Source organism: Ruegeria sp. AL3 (genome assembly GCF_056536065.1).
In genome coordinates this window covers 630,261-645,345 of sequence record NZ_JBQFJG010000001.1, presented here as the reverse complement: position 1 = coordinate 645,345, position 15,085 = coordinate 630,261, and the positions used below count along the sequence as shown (strand labels likewise).

Annotated in this window: 18 protein-coding genes; 10 read left to right on the top strand and 8 right to left on the bottom strand. The window is 58.9% G+C overall.

Going from position 1 to position 15,085, the window contains the following annotated elements; genetic code table 11:
* Window positions 1–43: 43 nt before the first annotated feature.
* The 4 genes from ACR3E6_RS03245 to ACR3E6_RS03230 form a co-directional block, all read right to left on the bottom strand.
* Window positions 44–1,015 (bottom strand): sterol desaturase family protein, encoded by a 972-nt coding sequence (locus tag ACR3E6_RS03245; protein WP_257599938.1) that lies wholly within the window; start codon window positions 1,013–1,015, stop codon window positions 44–46.
* Complete coding sequence (locus ACR3E6_RS03240) at window positions 1,012–1,398, bottom strand: hypothetical protein (protein ID WP_171724278.1); 387 nt, start codon at window positions 1,396–1,398, stop codon at window positions 1,012–1,014. The genes ACR3E6_RS03245 and ACR3E6_RS03240 overlap by 4 nt, the downstream gene beginning before the upstream one ends.
* A gap of 59 nt (window positions 1,399–1,457) precedes the next feature.
* Window positions 1,458–1,787: a hypothetical protein gene (locus tag ACR3E6_RS03235; protein ID WP_152456810.1), complete on the bottom strand. Its 330-nt coding sequence runs from the start codon at window positions 1,785–1,787 to the stop codon at window positions 1,458–1,460.
* Between the two features lie 91 nt (window positions 1,788–1,878).
* Window positions 1,879–2,445: a TlpA disulfide reductase family protein gene (locus ACR3E6_RS03230; protein ID WP_171634966.1), complete on the bottom strand. Its 567-nt coding sequence runs from the start codon at window positions 2,443–2,445 to the stop codon at window positions 1,879–1,881.
* 21 nt (window positions 2,446–2,466) lie between these two features.
* Here ACR3E6_RS03230 and argH point away from each other — a divergent pair, with 21 nt between their 5' ends.
* The 5 genes from argH to ACR3E6_RS03205 all read left to right on the top strand — a co-directional run bounded on the left by argH (window position 2,467) and on the right by ACR3E6_RS03205 (window position 8,204).
* A complete protein-coding gene (gene argH / locus ACR3E6_RS03225; RefSeq protein ID WP_209834677.1) occupies window positions 2,467–3,855 on the top strand; it encodes an argininosuccinate lyase in 1,389 nt (462 codons plus the stop codon).
* Window positions 3,855–4,052, top strand: coding sequence for a hypothetical protein (locus ACR3E6_RS03220; protein WP_152459807.1), 198 nt, complete (start codon window positions 3,855–3,857; stop codon window positions 4,050–4,052). Before argH ends, ACR3E6_RS03220 begins: the two co-directional genes overlap by 1 nt.
* An 87-nt stretch (window positions 4,053–4,139) precedes the next feature.
* On the top strand, window positions 4,140–4,295 hold the full coding sequence (locus tag ACR3E6_RS03215) for a hypothetical protein (RefSeq protein WP_171229797.1): 156 nt from the start codon (window positions 4,140–4,142) through the stop codon (window positions 4,293–4,295).
* A gap of 62 nt (window positions 4,296–4,357) precedes the next feature.
* The gene (lysA, locus tag ACR3E6_RS03210) at window positions 4,358–5,623 is read left to right on the top strand and encodes a diaminopimelate decarboxylase (protein WP_171634961.1); all 1,266 of its coding nucleotides are present in this window, start codon (window positions 4,358–4,360) and stop codon (window positions 5,621–5,623) included.
* Between the two features lie 37 nt (window positions 5,624–5,660).
* On the top strand, window positions 5,661–8,204 hold the full coding sequence (locus tag ACR3E6_RS03205) for a TIGR02302 family protein (protein WP_480485801.1): 2,544 nt from the start codon (window positions 5,661–5,663) through the stop codon (window positions 8,202–8,204).
* A gap of 3 nt (window positions 8,205–8,207) precedes the next feature.
* Here ACR3E6_RS03205 and ACR3E6_RS03200 read toward each other — a convergent pair whose 3' ends face one another.
* On the bottom strand, window positions 8,208–8,948 hold the full coding sequence (locus ACR3E6_RS03200; RefSeq protein ID WP_480485799.1) for a zinc-ribbon domain-containing protein: 741 nt from the start codon (window positions 8,946–8,948) through the stop codon (window positions 8,208–8,210).
* A 182-nt stretch (window positions 8,949–9,130) separates the two neighbouring features.
* On the opposite strand from ACR3E6_RS03200, the gene ACR3E6_RS03195 reads away from it, so the two are divergent.
* The 4 genes from ACR3E6_RS03195 to ACR3E6_RS03180 are packed head-to-tail and all read left to right on the top strand — an operon-like array spanning window position 9,131 to window position 12,036.
* Window positions 9,131–9,808, top strand: coding sequence for a cell division ATP-binding protein FtsE (locus ACR3E6_RS03195; RefSeq protein WP_152456816.1), 678 nt, complete (start codon window positions 9,131–9,133; stop codon window positions 9,806–9,808).
* Complete coding sequence (locus ACR3E6_RS03190; RefSeq protein ID WP_171634956.1) at window positions 9,805–10,704, top strand: cell division protein FtsX; 900 nt, start codon at window positions 9,805–9,807, stop codon at window positions 10,702–10,704. The genes ACR3E6_RS03195 and ACR3E6_RS03190 overlap by 4 nt, the downstream gene beginning before the upstream one ends.
* Window positions 10,704–11,447 (top strand): lysophospholipid acyltransferase family protein, encoded by a 744-nt coding sequence (locus tag ACR3E6_RS03185; protein ID WP_480485796.1) that lies wholly within the window; start codon window positions 10,704–10,706, stop codon window positions 11,445–11,447. The genes ACR3E6_RS03190 and ACR3E6_RS03185 overlap by 1 nt, the downstream gene beginning before the upstream one ends.
* On the top strand, window positions 11,431–12,036 hold the full coding sequence (locus ACR3E6_RS03180; protein WP_480485794.1) for a pyridoxamine 5'-phosphate oxidase family protein: 606 nt from the start codon (window positions 11,431–11,433) through the stop codon (window positions 12,034–12,036). Before ACR3E6_RS03185 ends, ACR3E6_RS03180 begins: the two co-directional genes overlap by 17 nt.
* A gap of 20 nt (window positions 12,037–12,056) precedes the next feature.
* Here ACR3E6_RS03180 and ACR3E6_RS03175 read toward each other — a convergent pair whose 3' ends face one another.
* A complete protein-coding gene (locus tag ACR3E6_RS03175) occupies window positions 12,057–12,650 on the bottom strand; it encodes an NAD(P)H-dependent oxidoreductase (RefSeq protein WP_171171173.1) in 594 nt (197 codons plus the stop codon).
* A 103-nt stretch (window positions 12,651–12,753) separates the two neighbouring features.
* Here ACR3E6_RS03175 and ACR3E6_RS03170 point away from each other — a divergent pair, with 103 nt between their 5' ends.
* Window positions 12,754–13,332 (top strand): TetR/AcrR family transcriptional regulator, encoded by a 579-nt coding sequence (locus tag ACR3E6_RS03170; protein ID WP_480485792.1) that lies wholly within the window; start codon window positions 12,754–12,756, stop codon window positions 13,330–13,332.
* Window positions 13,333–13,353: 21 nt separating this feature from the next.
* On the opposite strand, the gene lpdA is transcribed toward ACR3E6_RS03170, so the two are convergent.
* Together lpdA and ACR3E6_RS03160 are read right to left on the bottom strand one after the other, a co-directional pair.
* Window positions 13,354–14,742, bottom strand: coding sequence for a dihydrolipoyl dehydrogenase (gene lpdA, locus ACR3E6_RS03165; protein ID WP_210093336.1), 1,389 nt, complete (start codon window positions 14,740–14,742; stop codon window positions 13,354–13,356).
* 72 nt (window positions 14,743–14,814) lie between these two features.
* A complete protein-coding gene (locus ACR3E6_RS03160) occupies window positions 14,815–15,084 on the bottom strand; it encodes a hypothetical protein (RefSeq protein WP_152456823.1) in 270 nt (89 codons plus the stop codon).
* Window position 15,085: the final 1 nt, after the last annotated feature.

The following is a 15,085-nucleotide window of genomic DNA, read 5'->3' as shown; positions in this document are numbered from 1 at the left end:
AATGGCCGAGTTTCAAGGCACAAGCATGGTTCAGCCGGTCGTTTCAGGCCTGTTCTGCTTGTCCGCTGGGCAGTTTTTTGTCCAGATGCTCAAAACCTGGCGTTCCGCGATCTTCCGGGTGGCGCGCCAGATGCTTGGCTTTGATCTGTTCCGAATTATCCCGGCTGCCATCGTGGCTGTACCCCGGTGGGGCAAAGCAGTAGGCCAGCCGCTGTTTCAGGGTCAGGCCCGGCTGGGTCGCGTCGCGCCAGATGGCCACCCATTCGTGAAAGGCCACCCGCAGGGGATTGAAGGTGCCGATATTGTGCACCAGACCATAGTCTACCCGGTCGTCCTCCTGCTCGGGGACGAAGGTGCCGAACAGCTTGTCCCAGATGATGAACACCCCGGCATAGTTGCAATCCAGATAGCGTGCGTTGCGGCCGTGATGGGCGCGGTGGTGACTGGGGGTGTTCATTACCGCCTCGAACCAGCGGGGCATCTTGCCGATGGCCTCGGTGTGAATCCAGAACTGATAGATAAGATTGAGGCCACCGACGAACAAAACCATCGCAGGATGGAACCCAAGCAGGATCAGTGGGGCGCGTACGACCATCATGAAAGTAAACGTATAAGTCCAGGTCTGCCGCAGCGCGGTCGTCAGGTTGTAGTGCTGCGAGCTGTGATGGTTTACGTGGCTGGCCCAGACCCAGCGGATGCGATGGCCAAAGCGGTGGACCCAGTAGTAACGCAGATCGTCCAGGACAAAGCACAGGATGATAACCGGAATTGACGTACCCAGGTTCATCGGCGTGATCTGCCAAAGCCACATGAAAAACGCATAGGCGATAAAGCCCAGCAAAAAGCCCGATGCGATGTTTCCGGCCCCCATGATCAAAGAAGTCACCGCGTCGCGTGTTTCATAACGCCCGCCTTTGCCTTTGACTGCGATCCACAGAAACTCGGCCAGAATTGCTGCGATGAAAAAGGGAACGGCCCATTGCACCGCATCGGGAAAACTAATTTGGTCTGTCATGCGGGCTCCATCAGGTCACGCCAGTGATGGCGTTCGAATTCGTCCAGTCGGATGAGTGTTTTGGGCACCGAGAATTCGTGAAACAGAATCTCAAATCCTTCCGGATGATCCAGAAGATCATAGTCCAGCAGATGCCGGGCCACGGTGTCGGCCCCGAAGGACCAAAGCAACCCATTGCCTGAACTGGTGCGCACCATCGCGGCGTGGCCATCATGGGAAACCGTGACGTCGACCACATCATCGTCCGGAAAGTGACGTGCCCATTGTGATCGTGCAATGTCGGGCGTCAGCATCACTTGCTGCGATTTGCCGGTGAGATGCAATAACAGGGTGACACCAGCTATGCCGCCGACGACCAGCGTCAGTAGAATTTCAAGTGGCATTCCATCCTCCTGAGCGCAGAGTGCAAAGGAGTTGAAACTCTGTCAAAGGTGGCGTTGCGTCAGCTGTTTTCCAGCCGTTCCAGTATCTCGTGTTGCACCACACGTTCGACGAAGGGCACCAGCCCCTCGGGGCCGGATGTACGATCCTTCAGATGGATGCAGATATCCGGGCGCCGGGCGGCAATTATGCCCACCATTTCACCACGGATCGTGTCGTCAAGCCCCGCGCCCAAGATGGCGCAGGCAATTCGGGGCTCGGCATCCAGCTGTTTCCGGACCTCGTCCGTGTCATGTGCGCCCAGCCACTGAATCGGCAGATGATCCAGTTGCCGTGCCACATCACCGATCACATTTGGCAACCGTCCGATCAAAAGAACCACCGGCTTCATCGTCGCCTCCTTTCTATAAGGTCACAAACGAAAACCGGCCCAATTGGGCCGGTTCGAGTGTATCACAAACAGGCGGACGCTGCGCCATTCGTCAGCTATTGGATTCCACAAGCGTCGAGATAATCGCCTTCGCACTGTCCGAGTTCCACTCGGCGTCGCCGATCAGCCGGGCGATTTCCTGCCCTTCGGGGTTCAGGATGACCGTGATCGGCAAGGCGATGACGCCGAACTCACGGGCAGCGGCTGAACTGGGGTCCTGGTGACGGGGCAGGTTGGCGATGCCGTTCTCTTCAAAGAACTTTTTGATGCCGGCAGGCGAGTTGCGGCCCGTGGCCAGTGTCAGAACCTGAAACTTGTCGCCGCCGAACTCTTCCTGAAGTTCAGCGATCTGAGGCATCTCTTTGCGGCAGGGCGCACACCAGGTGGCCCAGAAATTCAGCAGCACATACTTGCCCTCATAATCGGCAAGCGTGCCGACACCGCCGTCATCTTCCAGCTGGAATTCGATTGATTTGGCGGGTTTCGGTTCCTTGTGCAGGATCAGACGTTTCAGGCTCTCTTCCCGCAGAGGGGCCAGCGTCTCGGCATCGGTCGCCAAGGCGGCATTTGCACCCAGCGCAAGGGCCATATAAAGGGGGATCAGACGAAATAGGCGCATATCAACTCCGGGTTTTCTTACATGACCGATCAATCCTCGAACCAGATGTGGGGCGGCCGCTTTGCCGCCGGTCCAGACGCGATCATGGAGGCAATCAACGCCTCGATCGGGTTCGATCAGCGGATGGCAGCCCAGGACATCGCAGGCTCGCGCGCCCATGCGGCCATGCTGGCAGCCACAGGCGTCATAAGTGATAGTGACGCCGAAGCCATTCGGGAAGGGCTGCTCACCGTTTTGTCAGAAATCCAGAACGGAGAGTTCCAGTTCTCGACCGCGCTGGAAGACATTCACATGAATGTCGAGGCACGTCTGAAAGAGATCATCGGAGAGCCCGCAGGCCGTTTGCACACAGGCCGGTCACGCAATGACCAGGTCGCAACCGATTTCAAGCTCTGGGTTCGTGATCAGCTGGACGCTGCTGAGAGCGGCTTGCTGGCCCTGATCCGCGCGCTTTTGGCGCAGGCCGAGGCTGGCGCCGATTGGGTCATGCCGGGCTTTACCCACCTGCAAACGGCGCAGCCGGTGACATGGGGCCATCACATGATGGCCTATGTCGAGATGTTTGGCCGTGATCTGTCCCGCGTTCGTGACGCCCGTGCCCGGATGAACGAATCGCCACTGGGGGCTGCGGCGCTGGCCGGAACGTCCTTTCCCATCGACCGCCATATGACGGCCGAGGCGCTGGGCTTTGACCGGCCTGCCGCCAACTCGCTGGACGCCGTCAGCGATCGTGACTTCGCGCTGGAGTTCCTGTCCGTGGCCTCGATCTGCGCCGTGCATCTGTCGCGGTTTGCCGAGGAACTGGTGATCTGGTCTTCGGCGCAGTTCCGTTTCGTTACCCTGTCGGATCGGTTCTCAACCGGATCGTCGATCATGCCGCAGAAGAAAAACCCCGATGCGGCAGAGCTGATCCGCGCCAAGGTGGGTCGGATCTTTGGCGCCAACACGGCGCTGATGATGGTGATGAAGGGCCTGCCGCTGGCCTATTCCAAGGACATGCAGGAAGACAAGGAACAGGTCTTTGACGCCGCCGACAACTGGATGCTGGCGCTGGCCGCGATGGAAGGCATGGTCAAGGACATGACCGCCAACCGCGACAGCCTGGCCGCCGCCGCCGGCTCGGGCTTTTCCACCGCGACCGATCTGGCCGACTGGCTGGTTCGGGTGCTGGGCCTGCCCTTCCGCGACGCGCATCATGTTACCGGATCGCTGGTGGCCATGGCCGAGAAGAAGGGCTGCGACCTGCCCGATCTGACGCTGGACGACATGCAATCGGTCCATGCCGAGATCACAAATGACGTCTACTCTGTCCTTGGAGTCGAAAATTCTGTAAACTCACGCCAGTCCTATGGTGGCACAGCTCCTGATCAGGTGCGTGCTCAGGTTGAACGATGGAAGGCAATGGTGTGATGACCGTGCTGCGCGCGATTCTGATTGCAGGGTCCGGCCTGATGCTGGCCGGATGCGGAGCCGATGGTGAGCCCGTTCAGCCAGCGCCCGCTCAGCCAACTGTCAGTGCAACCGTCGGTGTCGGCTCTGGCGGAGCGTATGTAGGCGGTGGCGTAGGTCTGAGCCGTGGCCCGCTGGGGATCTACCTGGGATTCTAAACCACTTTCATATTGCGCATCGGTTTTATATCCACCAACGTGAGTTGGCATGTCGGTGCGCATGTCATCCAAAGAAAAGATACTGAAATGAGAACACTAGGACTGTTTCTGGTATTTGCGGCTTTGACGGCTTGCGAACCTACATCGGCAAGACGCCCGGAACCTGCTGCAGAGCCCAAACAATCGGGCACCGGAGTTTCGATCTCGGGCTATGGCCGGGTTGGAGTTTCGACCCGAAATTAAACTTGGTCGATGGGTTCGGAATCCATTGATCCGAAGCTATCTTCTGGTCTAAGCGCGCAGACATGGATCATTTTCTCTACCGCGACGGCGCGCTATTCGCCGAGGATGTCCCTGTCTCCGAAATCGCTGCCGCGGTCGGAACGCCGTTCTATGTCTACTCCACAGCAACCTTGCTGCGGCATTTTCAGCTGTTTGACGATGCGCTTGACGGCACGGACCACCTTGTCTGCTATGCGATGAAAGCGGCCAGCAATCAGGCGATCCTGAAAACTCTGGCAAAGGCGGGCGCAGGGATGGACGTGGTTTCGGGCGGGGAATACCTGCGCGCCAAGGCGGCGGGCGTTCCGGGCGACAAAATCGTGTTCTCTGGCGTGGGTAAAACGGCGGATGAGATTCGTACCGCACTGACCGGCGGCATCCGTCAGTTCAACGTCGAATCCGAGCCCGAGATGGAAGTGATCAACGCCGTTGCACTGGAATTGGGTGTGGTTGCGCCGATTACTGTAAGGGTGAACCCGGATGTCGATGCCAAGACCCATGCCAAGATTGCCACAGGCAAGTCCGAGAACAAGTTTGGCATTCCGATTGCCCGTGCCTCGGAAGTTTACGCCCACGCTGCCAGCTTGCCGGGGTTGGAGGTGATCGGCATCGACGTCCATATCGGCTCGCAACTGACCGAACTTGAGCCTTATGAGCTGGCCTACACAAAAGTAGCCGAGCTGACCGAACGCCTCCGTTCTGAAGGTCACAACATTCGGCGTCTCGATCTGGGTGGCGGTCTGGGCATTCCTTACACCCGGTCGAACAACGCACCCCCCTTGCCGATTGAATATGGTGCGCTGGTCAAGAAAACATTGGGCCATCTTGGCTGTGAGATCGAGATCGAGCCGGGCCGCCTGATCGCGGGCAACGCCGGGATCATGGTTAGCAAGGTCATCTACGTGAAATCAGGCGAAGGTCGCGATTTTTTGATCCTTGATGGGGCGATGAATGACCTGATCCGCCCGGCAATGTACGAAGCTTACCACGATATCGTCGCGGTGCAGGAACCTGTCGCCGGTGTGGAACAGCGCCCTTATGACATCGTGGGCCCGGTCTGCGAATCCGGTGACACTTTTGCCAAACAACGCAACATGCCGCCGCTCAAATCGGGTGACCTGATCGCCTTCCGCAGCGCGGGTGCCTATGGCGCGGTGATGGCCAGCGAGTACAATACCCGCCCGCTGATCCCCGAGGTTCTGGTCAATGGTGATCAATTTGCAGTCATTCGTGAACGACCAAGCTTTGACGAAATCATAAACCGCGATACCATACCTTCATGGCTTTGACGCGATGACCGCGCGGGCCTAACCCCGGAGGCCCGTCTTGTCTGACCGTTCAAACCTGCCCATTCCGCGCCTGTCCGTGTGGCTGACTCATGTCGGCATGGTGGCAGAACAGGTGTTGCGCGCGTTCTGGCCGGCGTTCTCGATTGTACTTGTTCTGCTTGCGGCTTTGATGCTGGGGCTTCAAGATGTTGTTTCCGTGGAAATTGTCTGGGCGGTCGGCGCGCTGTCCTTGGGGTCGTTTTTGACAGCTGCGGTGCTTGGCCTGAGGGGTCTCAAGTTGCCTTTGCGCGCCGAGGTTTTGATGCGGCTGGATGAGACCTTGCCGGGACGCCCAATTCAGGCCTTGATGGATGATCAGGCTATCGGTGCGGCCGATCGGGATTCTGTGGCGCTGTGGCAAGCCCACAAAGCCCGGATGGCGCAACGGGTCGCGACGGCCGAGGCCGTGAAACCAGACCTTCGGCTGGCATCGCGAGATCCTTATGCACTGCGCTACGCGGCGTTGCTGGCTTTTGTCGTAGCGCTTGTTTTCGGCTCTTTGTGGCGCGTGGGGTCTGTGGCGGACATGGCCCCGGGCACTGCTGCCGCCGGGCAGGGGCCGACTTGGGAAGGATGGGTCGAACCCCCGCGCTATACGGGCCTTCCAACGCTGTATCTTGCGGACCAAACGGATGCAGAGCTTGCCGTTCCCAAGGGCAGTCGCGTTACCTTGCGGCTTTATGGTGAGGTTGGCGCACATAGCCTGACGGAAAACAGCTCGGCCCTGGGGGCCGAGGCGGCGACCGACCCCGAGCAGGAGTTCGTGGCAGAACGCTCTGGCCAATTGCGCATCGACGGGCCAGCGAGGCGGGAATGGGCCGTTGAGATCATTGACGACACGGCACCACAGATAGCCGTGGCTGGATCGGCTGAGGCCGAGGCGGGCGGGCAGATGAAGCTGCCATTCGTCGCAGGAGATGACTATGGTGTGGTTGCAGGCTCTGCCCTGATCGAACTGGATCTGGCTGCCGTTGATCGCCGCTATGGTCTGGCGGCAGAGCCCGAACCACGCGAAGCGATCGCAGTTGAACTGCCTATGCCGATCACCGGCGACCGGGTGGATTTTGCAGAAGATCTGATCGAGGATTTCTCGCAACACCCATGGGCGCATTTGCCGGTTCGGATCACCTTGATGGCCACGGACGCGGCGGATCAGCAATCGTCTTCCGAACCTTATGTGACCGATCTTCCGGCCCGTCGGTTCTTTGATCCGCTGGCCGCTGCGGTGATCGAACAACGGCGCGATCTGCTGTGGTCGCGGTCCAATGCGCCTCGGATCGCGCAACTGCTGCGGGCTGTATCTCATCTGCCAGAGGACTTGTTTCGCTCGGAAACTGCCTATTTGCGTCTGAGGGTCGTGCTGCGGCGGCTTGAGACCTTTGATCAATACGGGCTGAAACCCGAACAGCAGGCAGAGATCGCCCAGGCGCTCTGGGATCTTGCCGTGTTGATCGAGGACGGCACGCTTGCGGATGCGCTGGAACGGATGCGGCGCGCGCAGGAACGTCTGACCGAAGCAATGAAGAACGGCGCCAGCGACGAGGAAATCGCGGAACTGATGCAGGAATTGCGCGAAGCGACGCAGGATTACCTCCAACAACTGCAACGGTTGGCCCAGCCGAACGGCGAAGATGGCGAGCGTCAGCAGGGCCAGAACGGCGAGTCCCTGCAAATGACGCAGGATGATCTGCAACGCATGATGGACCGCATTCAGGAGCTCATGGAACAGGGCCGGATGGCCGAAGCCCAGCAGGCACTGGAAGAGTTCCAGCAGATGATGGAAAACATGCGTGTGACTCAGGGCCAGGGCGGAGGGCAGCAGTCCGAAGGTCAGCAGGCCATGGAAGGTCTTGCGGAAACCCTGCGCGAGCAACAAGGTCTGAGCGATCAGGCCTTCCGTGATTTGCAGGAACAGTTTAATCCAGGTGCTCAATCCGGTGAAAGCCAGGGCAATGAGGGACGCAATGGCGGGCAAGGCCGGGGGCAAAGCCACGAAGGTCAGGGCGGTCAGGGGGAAGGCTCGGATCAGGCTGGCGAAGGCCAGCAGGGTCAAGGCTCACTTGCGGATCGGCAGCAAGCGCTAAGAGATGAGCTGAGCCGCCAGCAACAGGGTTTGCCCGGCGCCGGCACGCCCGAAGGTGACGCCGCGCGCGAGGCGCTGGACCGGGCCGGGCGCGCCATGGACGAGGCGGAACAGGCCCTGCGTGGGGATGATCTGGCCGAAGCCATCGACCGGCAATCCGAGGCGATGGAAGCCCTGCGCGAAGGGATGCGTTCGTTGGGTGAGGCGATGGCGCAGAACCAGCAGAATCAGCCGGGTCAGGGAACGCAGGATGGCGACATGCAAGCCAACAATCGCGATCCGCTGGGCCGAAATCCGGGTGCCGCCGGTTCGATTTCAACAGATGAGAATTTGCTGCAAGGCGAAGACGTGTATCGCCGGGCGCGGGAACTGCTGGATGAAATCCGGCGCAGAACCGGGGAATCGGACCGCCCCCAGATCGAATTGGAATACCTGAAACGTTTGTTGGAGAGGTTCTAGACCTCAGTTCTGGGCACCGGATCCAGCCTGTGCTTCCAGCCAGATACGCGCCTGATCCACAAGCGACACGTATGAGCTGAGCAACGGGTCGGCCTGAGGGACCGCTTCGCTGATCTGTTGGGCATTTCCATAGATCAGATACAGAACCACGCCGATGATCAGCATCAACGCAAAACCGCGCAGGAAACCGCCCGATTTGCGGGGTGGCTGCGGGACCTCTTCCGACTCGTCAGATCGCATTGTCGAATTGATGGCTTCAACATCCGGCAGCGCGTCTTTCTGTCCGGCATCGACAGCGGTTTCCGAAGCCGAAGGCCGCTTGGGGCGCACCTTGGGTTCTGGTGGCGTATCCAGCCCGAGATCGGGCTGGCTCTCAAGGCTGCTGCCTTCCTGCGCCCGCAATTCCGCTTCGCGGGCAGCTTCCTCTTTCAGAATGCTGGCGACGGACGGATCGACATTCCCTGTAGGCGCAGCGGGTTTTTCAACTTCTGGCTTGCCTTCGGATACCGCTTCTTCAACAGGACCCGGTTCGGCGTCCTGCGGAGCGTCGACCACGTCGGGCGATGTGTCATCCTGTTCGGGGGTTTCCGCTTTTTTGTCCGGTGCGCCTGCGGCTTCGGCAGGGTGCTTCGCTTGAAACCAGGTCTGATCACAGTTGGAACACTGTACGTCGCGGCCTTCCTCGGGGATGACCTCGTCAGGAACCTCGTACTGCGCGCTGCAATTCGGACATGTAAGACGCATGCTGCCTCCTCGGCCGGGCGAAGGGCCGATAATAGTTTTTTCAGGAATGATATTCGGTTAAGACCCAACAGCAAAGAGCGTTTTCGGTTTCGCGGGTCAAGTGTCACCAATTGGACCCGGTAGAGCCATTGAAACCATCACCATGCTCGGGCAAGAAGAGCGGCAAAATAACGGGGGCACGTGTGATCGAGCTGGAAAATGTCAGCTACACCTACGGTGGCGGCGAGTTGCTGAGTGATGTCTCGGTACAATTGCAGCCGGGTTCGTTTCACTTTCTGACCGGGCCTTCCGGGGCGGGCAAGACCACGTTGCTCAAGCTGTGCTATGGTGCCCTGCTGCCGAGCTCGGGGCGGTTGAGTGTGTTTGACCAGGATATTTCAACCCTTGATCGCGACCAGCTGGCCGTATTGCGTCGCCGCGTTGGTGTCGTGCATCAGGATTGTCAGTTCCTTGACCACATGACGCTTGCCGAAAACGTCGCGTTGCCGCTGATGGTGTCCGGGCGTTCGGAAACATCCGAGCAGGAAAACCTGACCGAGCTGCTCAGCTGGGTGGGACTTGGCGCCAGGCTCGAAGCGCTCCCGCCTGAACTGTCCGGCGGCGAGCGGCAAAGGGCCGCTCTGGCGCGTGCCGTCATATTGTCGCCTGACGTGGTTTTGGCGGATGAGCCGACGGGCAATGTTGATTGGGAAATGTCGCAACGGCTGCTGCGTCTTCTGATCGAACTGAACCGGATGGGCAAAACCGTCCTGATCGCCACCCATGATCTGAGCCTGATCCGCGCGGCCAAAAGCCAGGTACAGGCCCGTGTCCTGCGTATTTCGCAGCGCAAGCTGCAACTGGCGGGGGCGGATCTATGATCAGTCCTGATCTCAAAAATCTGTTGCGCGGTGACAAACGGGCAGACCGGGTTGTTCCCCCAACGGGATATACGGCACACCTGACCCTGTTTGTCGCGGGTGCGATGGCGTTTCTTGCAGTATTCGCACTGGCCCTGTCTCTGGCTTCGGGGCGCATTGCGGATCGCTGGGCCTCGGAACTGGCCGGAGCGGCAACCCTGCGCATCAACGCGCCAGCGGAACAGCGTGCGGCCCAGACCGAGGCCGCGCTGACCGTTCTGAGCCAGACGCCTGGCGTGGCCTCGGCCCGTGCTTTGACGCAGGAAGAGCAGGCGGCGTTGCTTGCCCCTTGGTTCGGGCCGGATCTACCGCTGGATACGCTGCCCGTGCCGCAGCTTATCGAGATCATTGAAACCGAACCGGGCATCGACGTGGCTGGGTTGCGTTTGCGACTGGGGGCCGAGGTGCCGGGCGCCGTGCTGGATGATCATACGCGGTGGCGGGAGCCTTTGGTTGATGCGGCGATGTCCCTGCGTCGTCTGGGGTGGATTTCGATCCTGCTGATCGGTGGTGCGACCGCGGCCATGATTACTCTTGCCGCCAATGCGTCGCTTGCCGCAAATGCCCAGATTATCGAAGTGCTGCGCCTGGTCGGTGCACGCGATGGGTTCATAGCGGGCGCATTCGTAAGGCGGTTTACATATCGCGCATTCTTTGGGGCATCAGTCGGTACATTGCTGGGCATGACCGGTGTTCTGATGCTGCCCGAAGCCTCGGAATCGGGTGGTTTTCTGGCTGGCGTCGGCTTTCAGGGCAAAGACTGGGCGTTGCCGGTTCTTATCCCGATCCTTGGTGCCATGGTCGCGTTTTTTGCCACCTGGGCTGCGGCCCGACGCAAATTGAAGGAGCTTTCCTGATGTTGATGGCTGTTCAATGGGTTCGGTCATTGATCTTCATGATCATGATCTACGCCTGGATGCTGATCCTTGGCATTGTCTTTCTGCCCTATGCACTGTTTTCCAAGGCTGGCGCCCTGAGGGCGTGCAAGACCTACGCGCGCAGCACCATGTGGCTGGCCCGGTGGATGGTTGGCATTCGGTGTGAAGTGCGGGGTAGGGTCCCAACGAATGAAGTGGTCATAGCCGCAAAACACCAGTCGTTTCTTGATATCATCATAATTTTTGATGCCATTCCGCACGGCAAGTTCATCATGAAGCGCGAGCTTTTGTTTACACCCGTCATTGGAATGTATGCGCGGCGACTTGGCTGTATTCCGGTCAATCGCGGCAAGCGCGGTGCTGCCGTGACCAAGATGGTCAAGGATGTATCGAAAGAGTTTTCGGAACCCGGGCAGCTTGTGATTTACCCGCAAGGGACACGTGTGGCGCCCGGTGCGAAGAAACCTTACAAGGTTGGAACAGCCGTTCTTTACGAAGGGCTCGGCTTTCCCTGCGTTCCGGTCGCGACGAATGCCGGCGTCTTCTGGCCCCGAACGGGTGTCATGCGCAAACCGGGCCTTGCGATCGTCGATTTCCTCGACCCAATCGAGCCGGGTGTTGGTCGGGACGAATTCCTTGCCCGGCTGGAAGATGTGATAGAAACGCGTTCCAACGAGTTGATGCGGGAAGTGGGGTTTGATCCGGATGGAGCACATTCGTGACATCGAAACGCTTGAATCTTTGTATGGTCGGCCCGGTGCTCCGTCCTTGCGAAAGGTCGTTCATCAACTGACGCCCCTCTATCGCAAGTGGATCCTTGCATCGCGCCTCTGTTTGCTCAGCACGGTTGGTCCTGAAGGTGTGGATGGCAGCCCTCGGGGCGATGATGGCCCGGTGGTGAAAGAGCTGGATGCGAATACGCTGGCTCTGCCGGACTGGCGCGGCAACAACCGTCTGGACAGTTTGCGCAATATCGTGCGCGATCCACGTGTTTCGCTGATGTTCCTTGTTCCGGGGTCCAACAACGTCGTTCGGGTGAACGGGTTGGCGCGGGTAACGGCGGATGAGACCCTGCGGCATCAATTCGAGAAGGTCGGCAAACGCCCGGCGACCGTTATCGTCGTTGAAATCGCCGAGATATACAGCCAATGTGCCCGTGCTTTGATCCGGGCGCGCATCTGGTCAAGTGGTGATGACAGCGGCGATCTTCCCACGATAGGTCAGCTTCTGTCCGAGGCATCAGACGGCGCGGAAGGCGGCGCGCAATATGACGAGGAATGGCCTGCACGCGCCGCAAAAACGATGTGGTAGATGTGGGTGTCGGCTGTGGTTCAAACCGCAGCGGCCCCGATCCTTGATACTTTTTCCACCCAGCGATCTACGCTGCCGGGCTTGGGATAGCTTGCGCCGGAAAAATAGGTGAAACGGGTTGGTTTGAAGCCGACGAACCCAAGAATCTGGTCCCGTACCTGACGGATTAGCGCCTGCCGGTATATCAGGCGCATGAACCATCCCGGCGTGTCTGACGTCAGGATGACGCGTGCAGTACGCCCAGTCAGCATGGGCGCCGGAAATCCGATCTTGGTGGTGTTCCGTGTGTCAAAGGTTCGTCCCGGAATGAACATTCGGTCGATCAGTCCTTTGAGTTTGGCTGGAAGGCCGCCCCACCACATCGGGGTAGTCAGGACCAGGTGGTCGCTCCACTCAAAGTCCTGAAGCACTTGTTCCAGAACCGGCTCAAGTGGTTTGAAGTCGTGATAATTGCCCTGACCGAAGTCAAAATCGAATTGCAGATCGCTCAGATGAACCAACCGTACATCGTGCCCGTTTTTGCGGGCCGCGTCTCTGTATGTTTCGGCAAATGTGCGTGACAGGCTGCTTTCTGCGGGGTGTCCGTCAAGGATGAGAATCTTTTTCGGTTGCATCGGGTATCTCCTGAAAAAATGACCGTGGTCAATTTATAGAATCAATAAATGACTACGGTCAATAAAAATTTGACCACGGTCAGAAATTATGCGATTGAGCCATATGCAAAAGACAATTCAGAAACGTACGATCAAGACCCGCGCCAAGCTTCTCTCGGCCGCTGAAGAGGTCATCCGCAATGGCGGATATGAAGCGTTACGGGTGGAAGAGGTCGTGAAGGCCGCTGGGGTCGCGAAGGGCACCTTTTTCGCGCATTTTCACGACAAGGATGCGCTGATGGAAATTCTGATCGCAGACAAGCTGAACGCCTGTCTGGATCAGGCCGAGGCCGGAACACCGCCCAAAACTGTTGCAGAAATCGTCACTGCGCTGGAACCGGTTCACAGTTTCATGACGTCCGAGCGATATGTATTCGATTTGTTGATCAGGTATTCCGGTGCTACGGCTGTCGCCGAAATAGGACCGGTGGCCTATTGTTTTGAGCGATATTTCCGCATCGTGATGCTGTGGCTCGAAGATGCAGAGGTGCGCAAGGATGTGCCACCCGAGTTGTTGGCCGAAGGTGTGCAGGCCTTTGCCATTCAGGCCATGTCACTAAGATTCTGCGCATTGCATTCCGCGACGACATTCACCGACAGGTTGAAGACCTATCTGGATGCCTGGTTGACCCCGACAGGCTGATCGCTGCCGGGGGCAAGGTTGTCAGCTGTGGATCGGACCGTCGCCGCAGGCCAGTGCGGCCTCGCGCACGGCCTCGGAATAGGTCGGGTGCGCGTGGCAGGTCAGGGCCAGATCTTCGGCGGATGCGCCGAATTCCATCGCCACGCAGACCTCATGGATCAGGTCGCCTGCGCCGGGGCCGATGATGTGGCAGCCCAGGATACGGTCGGTTTCCTTGTCGGCCAGGATCTTGACGAACCCGTCAGAGGCAAAGTTGGCTTTGGCGCGGCCGTTGCCCATGAACATGAACTTGCCAACCTTGTAGGCACGGCCTTGTTCTTTGAGCGTCGCCTCGGTTTCACCAACATTGGCGACCTCGGGCCACGTATAGATCACACCCGGAATGACACCATAGTTCACATGCCCATGCTTGCCCGCAACCTGTTCCGCCGCGGCCATACCTTCATCTTCGGCCTTGTGCGCCAGCATCGGGCCTTCGATCACGTCGCCGATGGCGTAGATGCCCGGTACGTTGGTCTGCCAGTCCGCACCCACCTTGATTTGGCCGCGCGGGGTCATCTCGACGCCCAGAGCGTCCAGCCCCAGACCATCGGAATAAGGCTTGCGCCCGGTGGCCACCAGCACGGTATCGGCGTCGATCACATGCTCGCTGTCGTCCTTGAGCAGCTTGTATGTCACTTTGGCCTTGGTCTTGGTTGCTTCGGTTTTCTGCACCGCTGCACCCATGATGAAGTTCAACCCCTGTTTCTTGAGGATACGCTGGAACGTCTTCTGCACCTCAGGGTCCATGCCCGGCGTAATTTCCTTGAGGAATTCGATCACCGTTACATCTGCGCCCAGGCGGCTGTACACCGAACCCAGTTCAAGCCCGATCACACCCGCGCCGATCACCACCATTTTCTTCGGGATCTTGCCCAGAGACAGCGCTCCGGTTGAGGTCACAACCACCTTCTCATCGACTTCGACACCGGGCAGCGAGGACGGTTCGGAGCCTGACGCAATGATAATGTTCTTGGTTTCATGGATTTCATCGCCAACCTGAACCTTGCCGGCCGCAGGGATCGAGCCCCAGCCTTTCAGCCAGTCGATCTTGTTCTTCTTGAACAGAAACTCGATACCCTTGGTGTTGCCCTCGATCACCTCATCCTTGTAGGCCTGCATCTGTTTCCAGTCGACCGAAGGCGATTTGCCCTTCAGGCCCATCTTGGCAAAGTTGTGTTCGGCTTCATGAAGCTGATGGCTGGCATGCAGCAGAGCTTTTGACGGGATGCAGCCCACGTTCAGGCAAGTGCCACCCAGCGTTTCGCGCCCTTCAACCACAGCGGTTTTCAAGCCCAGTTGAGCGCAGCGGATCGCGCAGACATAGCCGCCGGGTCCGGCGCCGATTACGATGACGTCATAGTTTGCCATTACATTCTCCTAAACCGACCGGACGATCCGGCGCTTTCCCGACCCGATCTGGCAGGTCGGGAATATCTATTGTCAAACAGGTTCCAGCAGCTTGATCGAGATGTGCGCAATGCCGCCTCGTTCATGGTGCATTGCCAATTCTTCGGATCCGAAAAATGCCTTCGCCTTGTCCAGGTTGATCACCTCGAACATCGCGATCGCATGGTCCTTCTGATCGGGGTCGCGCCAGACATGCAGGTCGCGGATACCCGCGGCCTTGCGCATCGGCTTGTCCTCGCGGAACACTTTCAGCCAGGCGTCGAAATCGGCCACATCGGCCTGCCAGAGTACATGTGTCGCCATG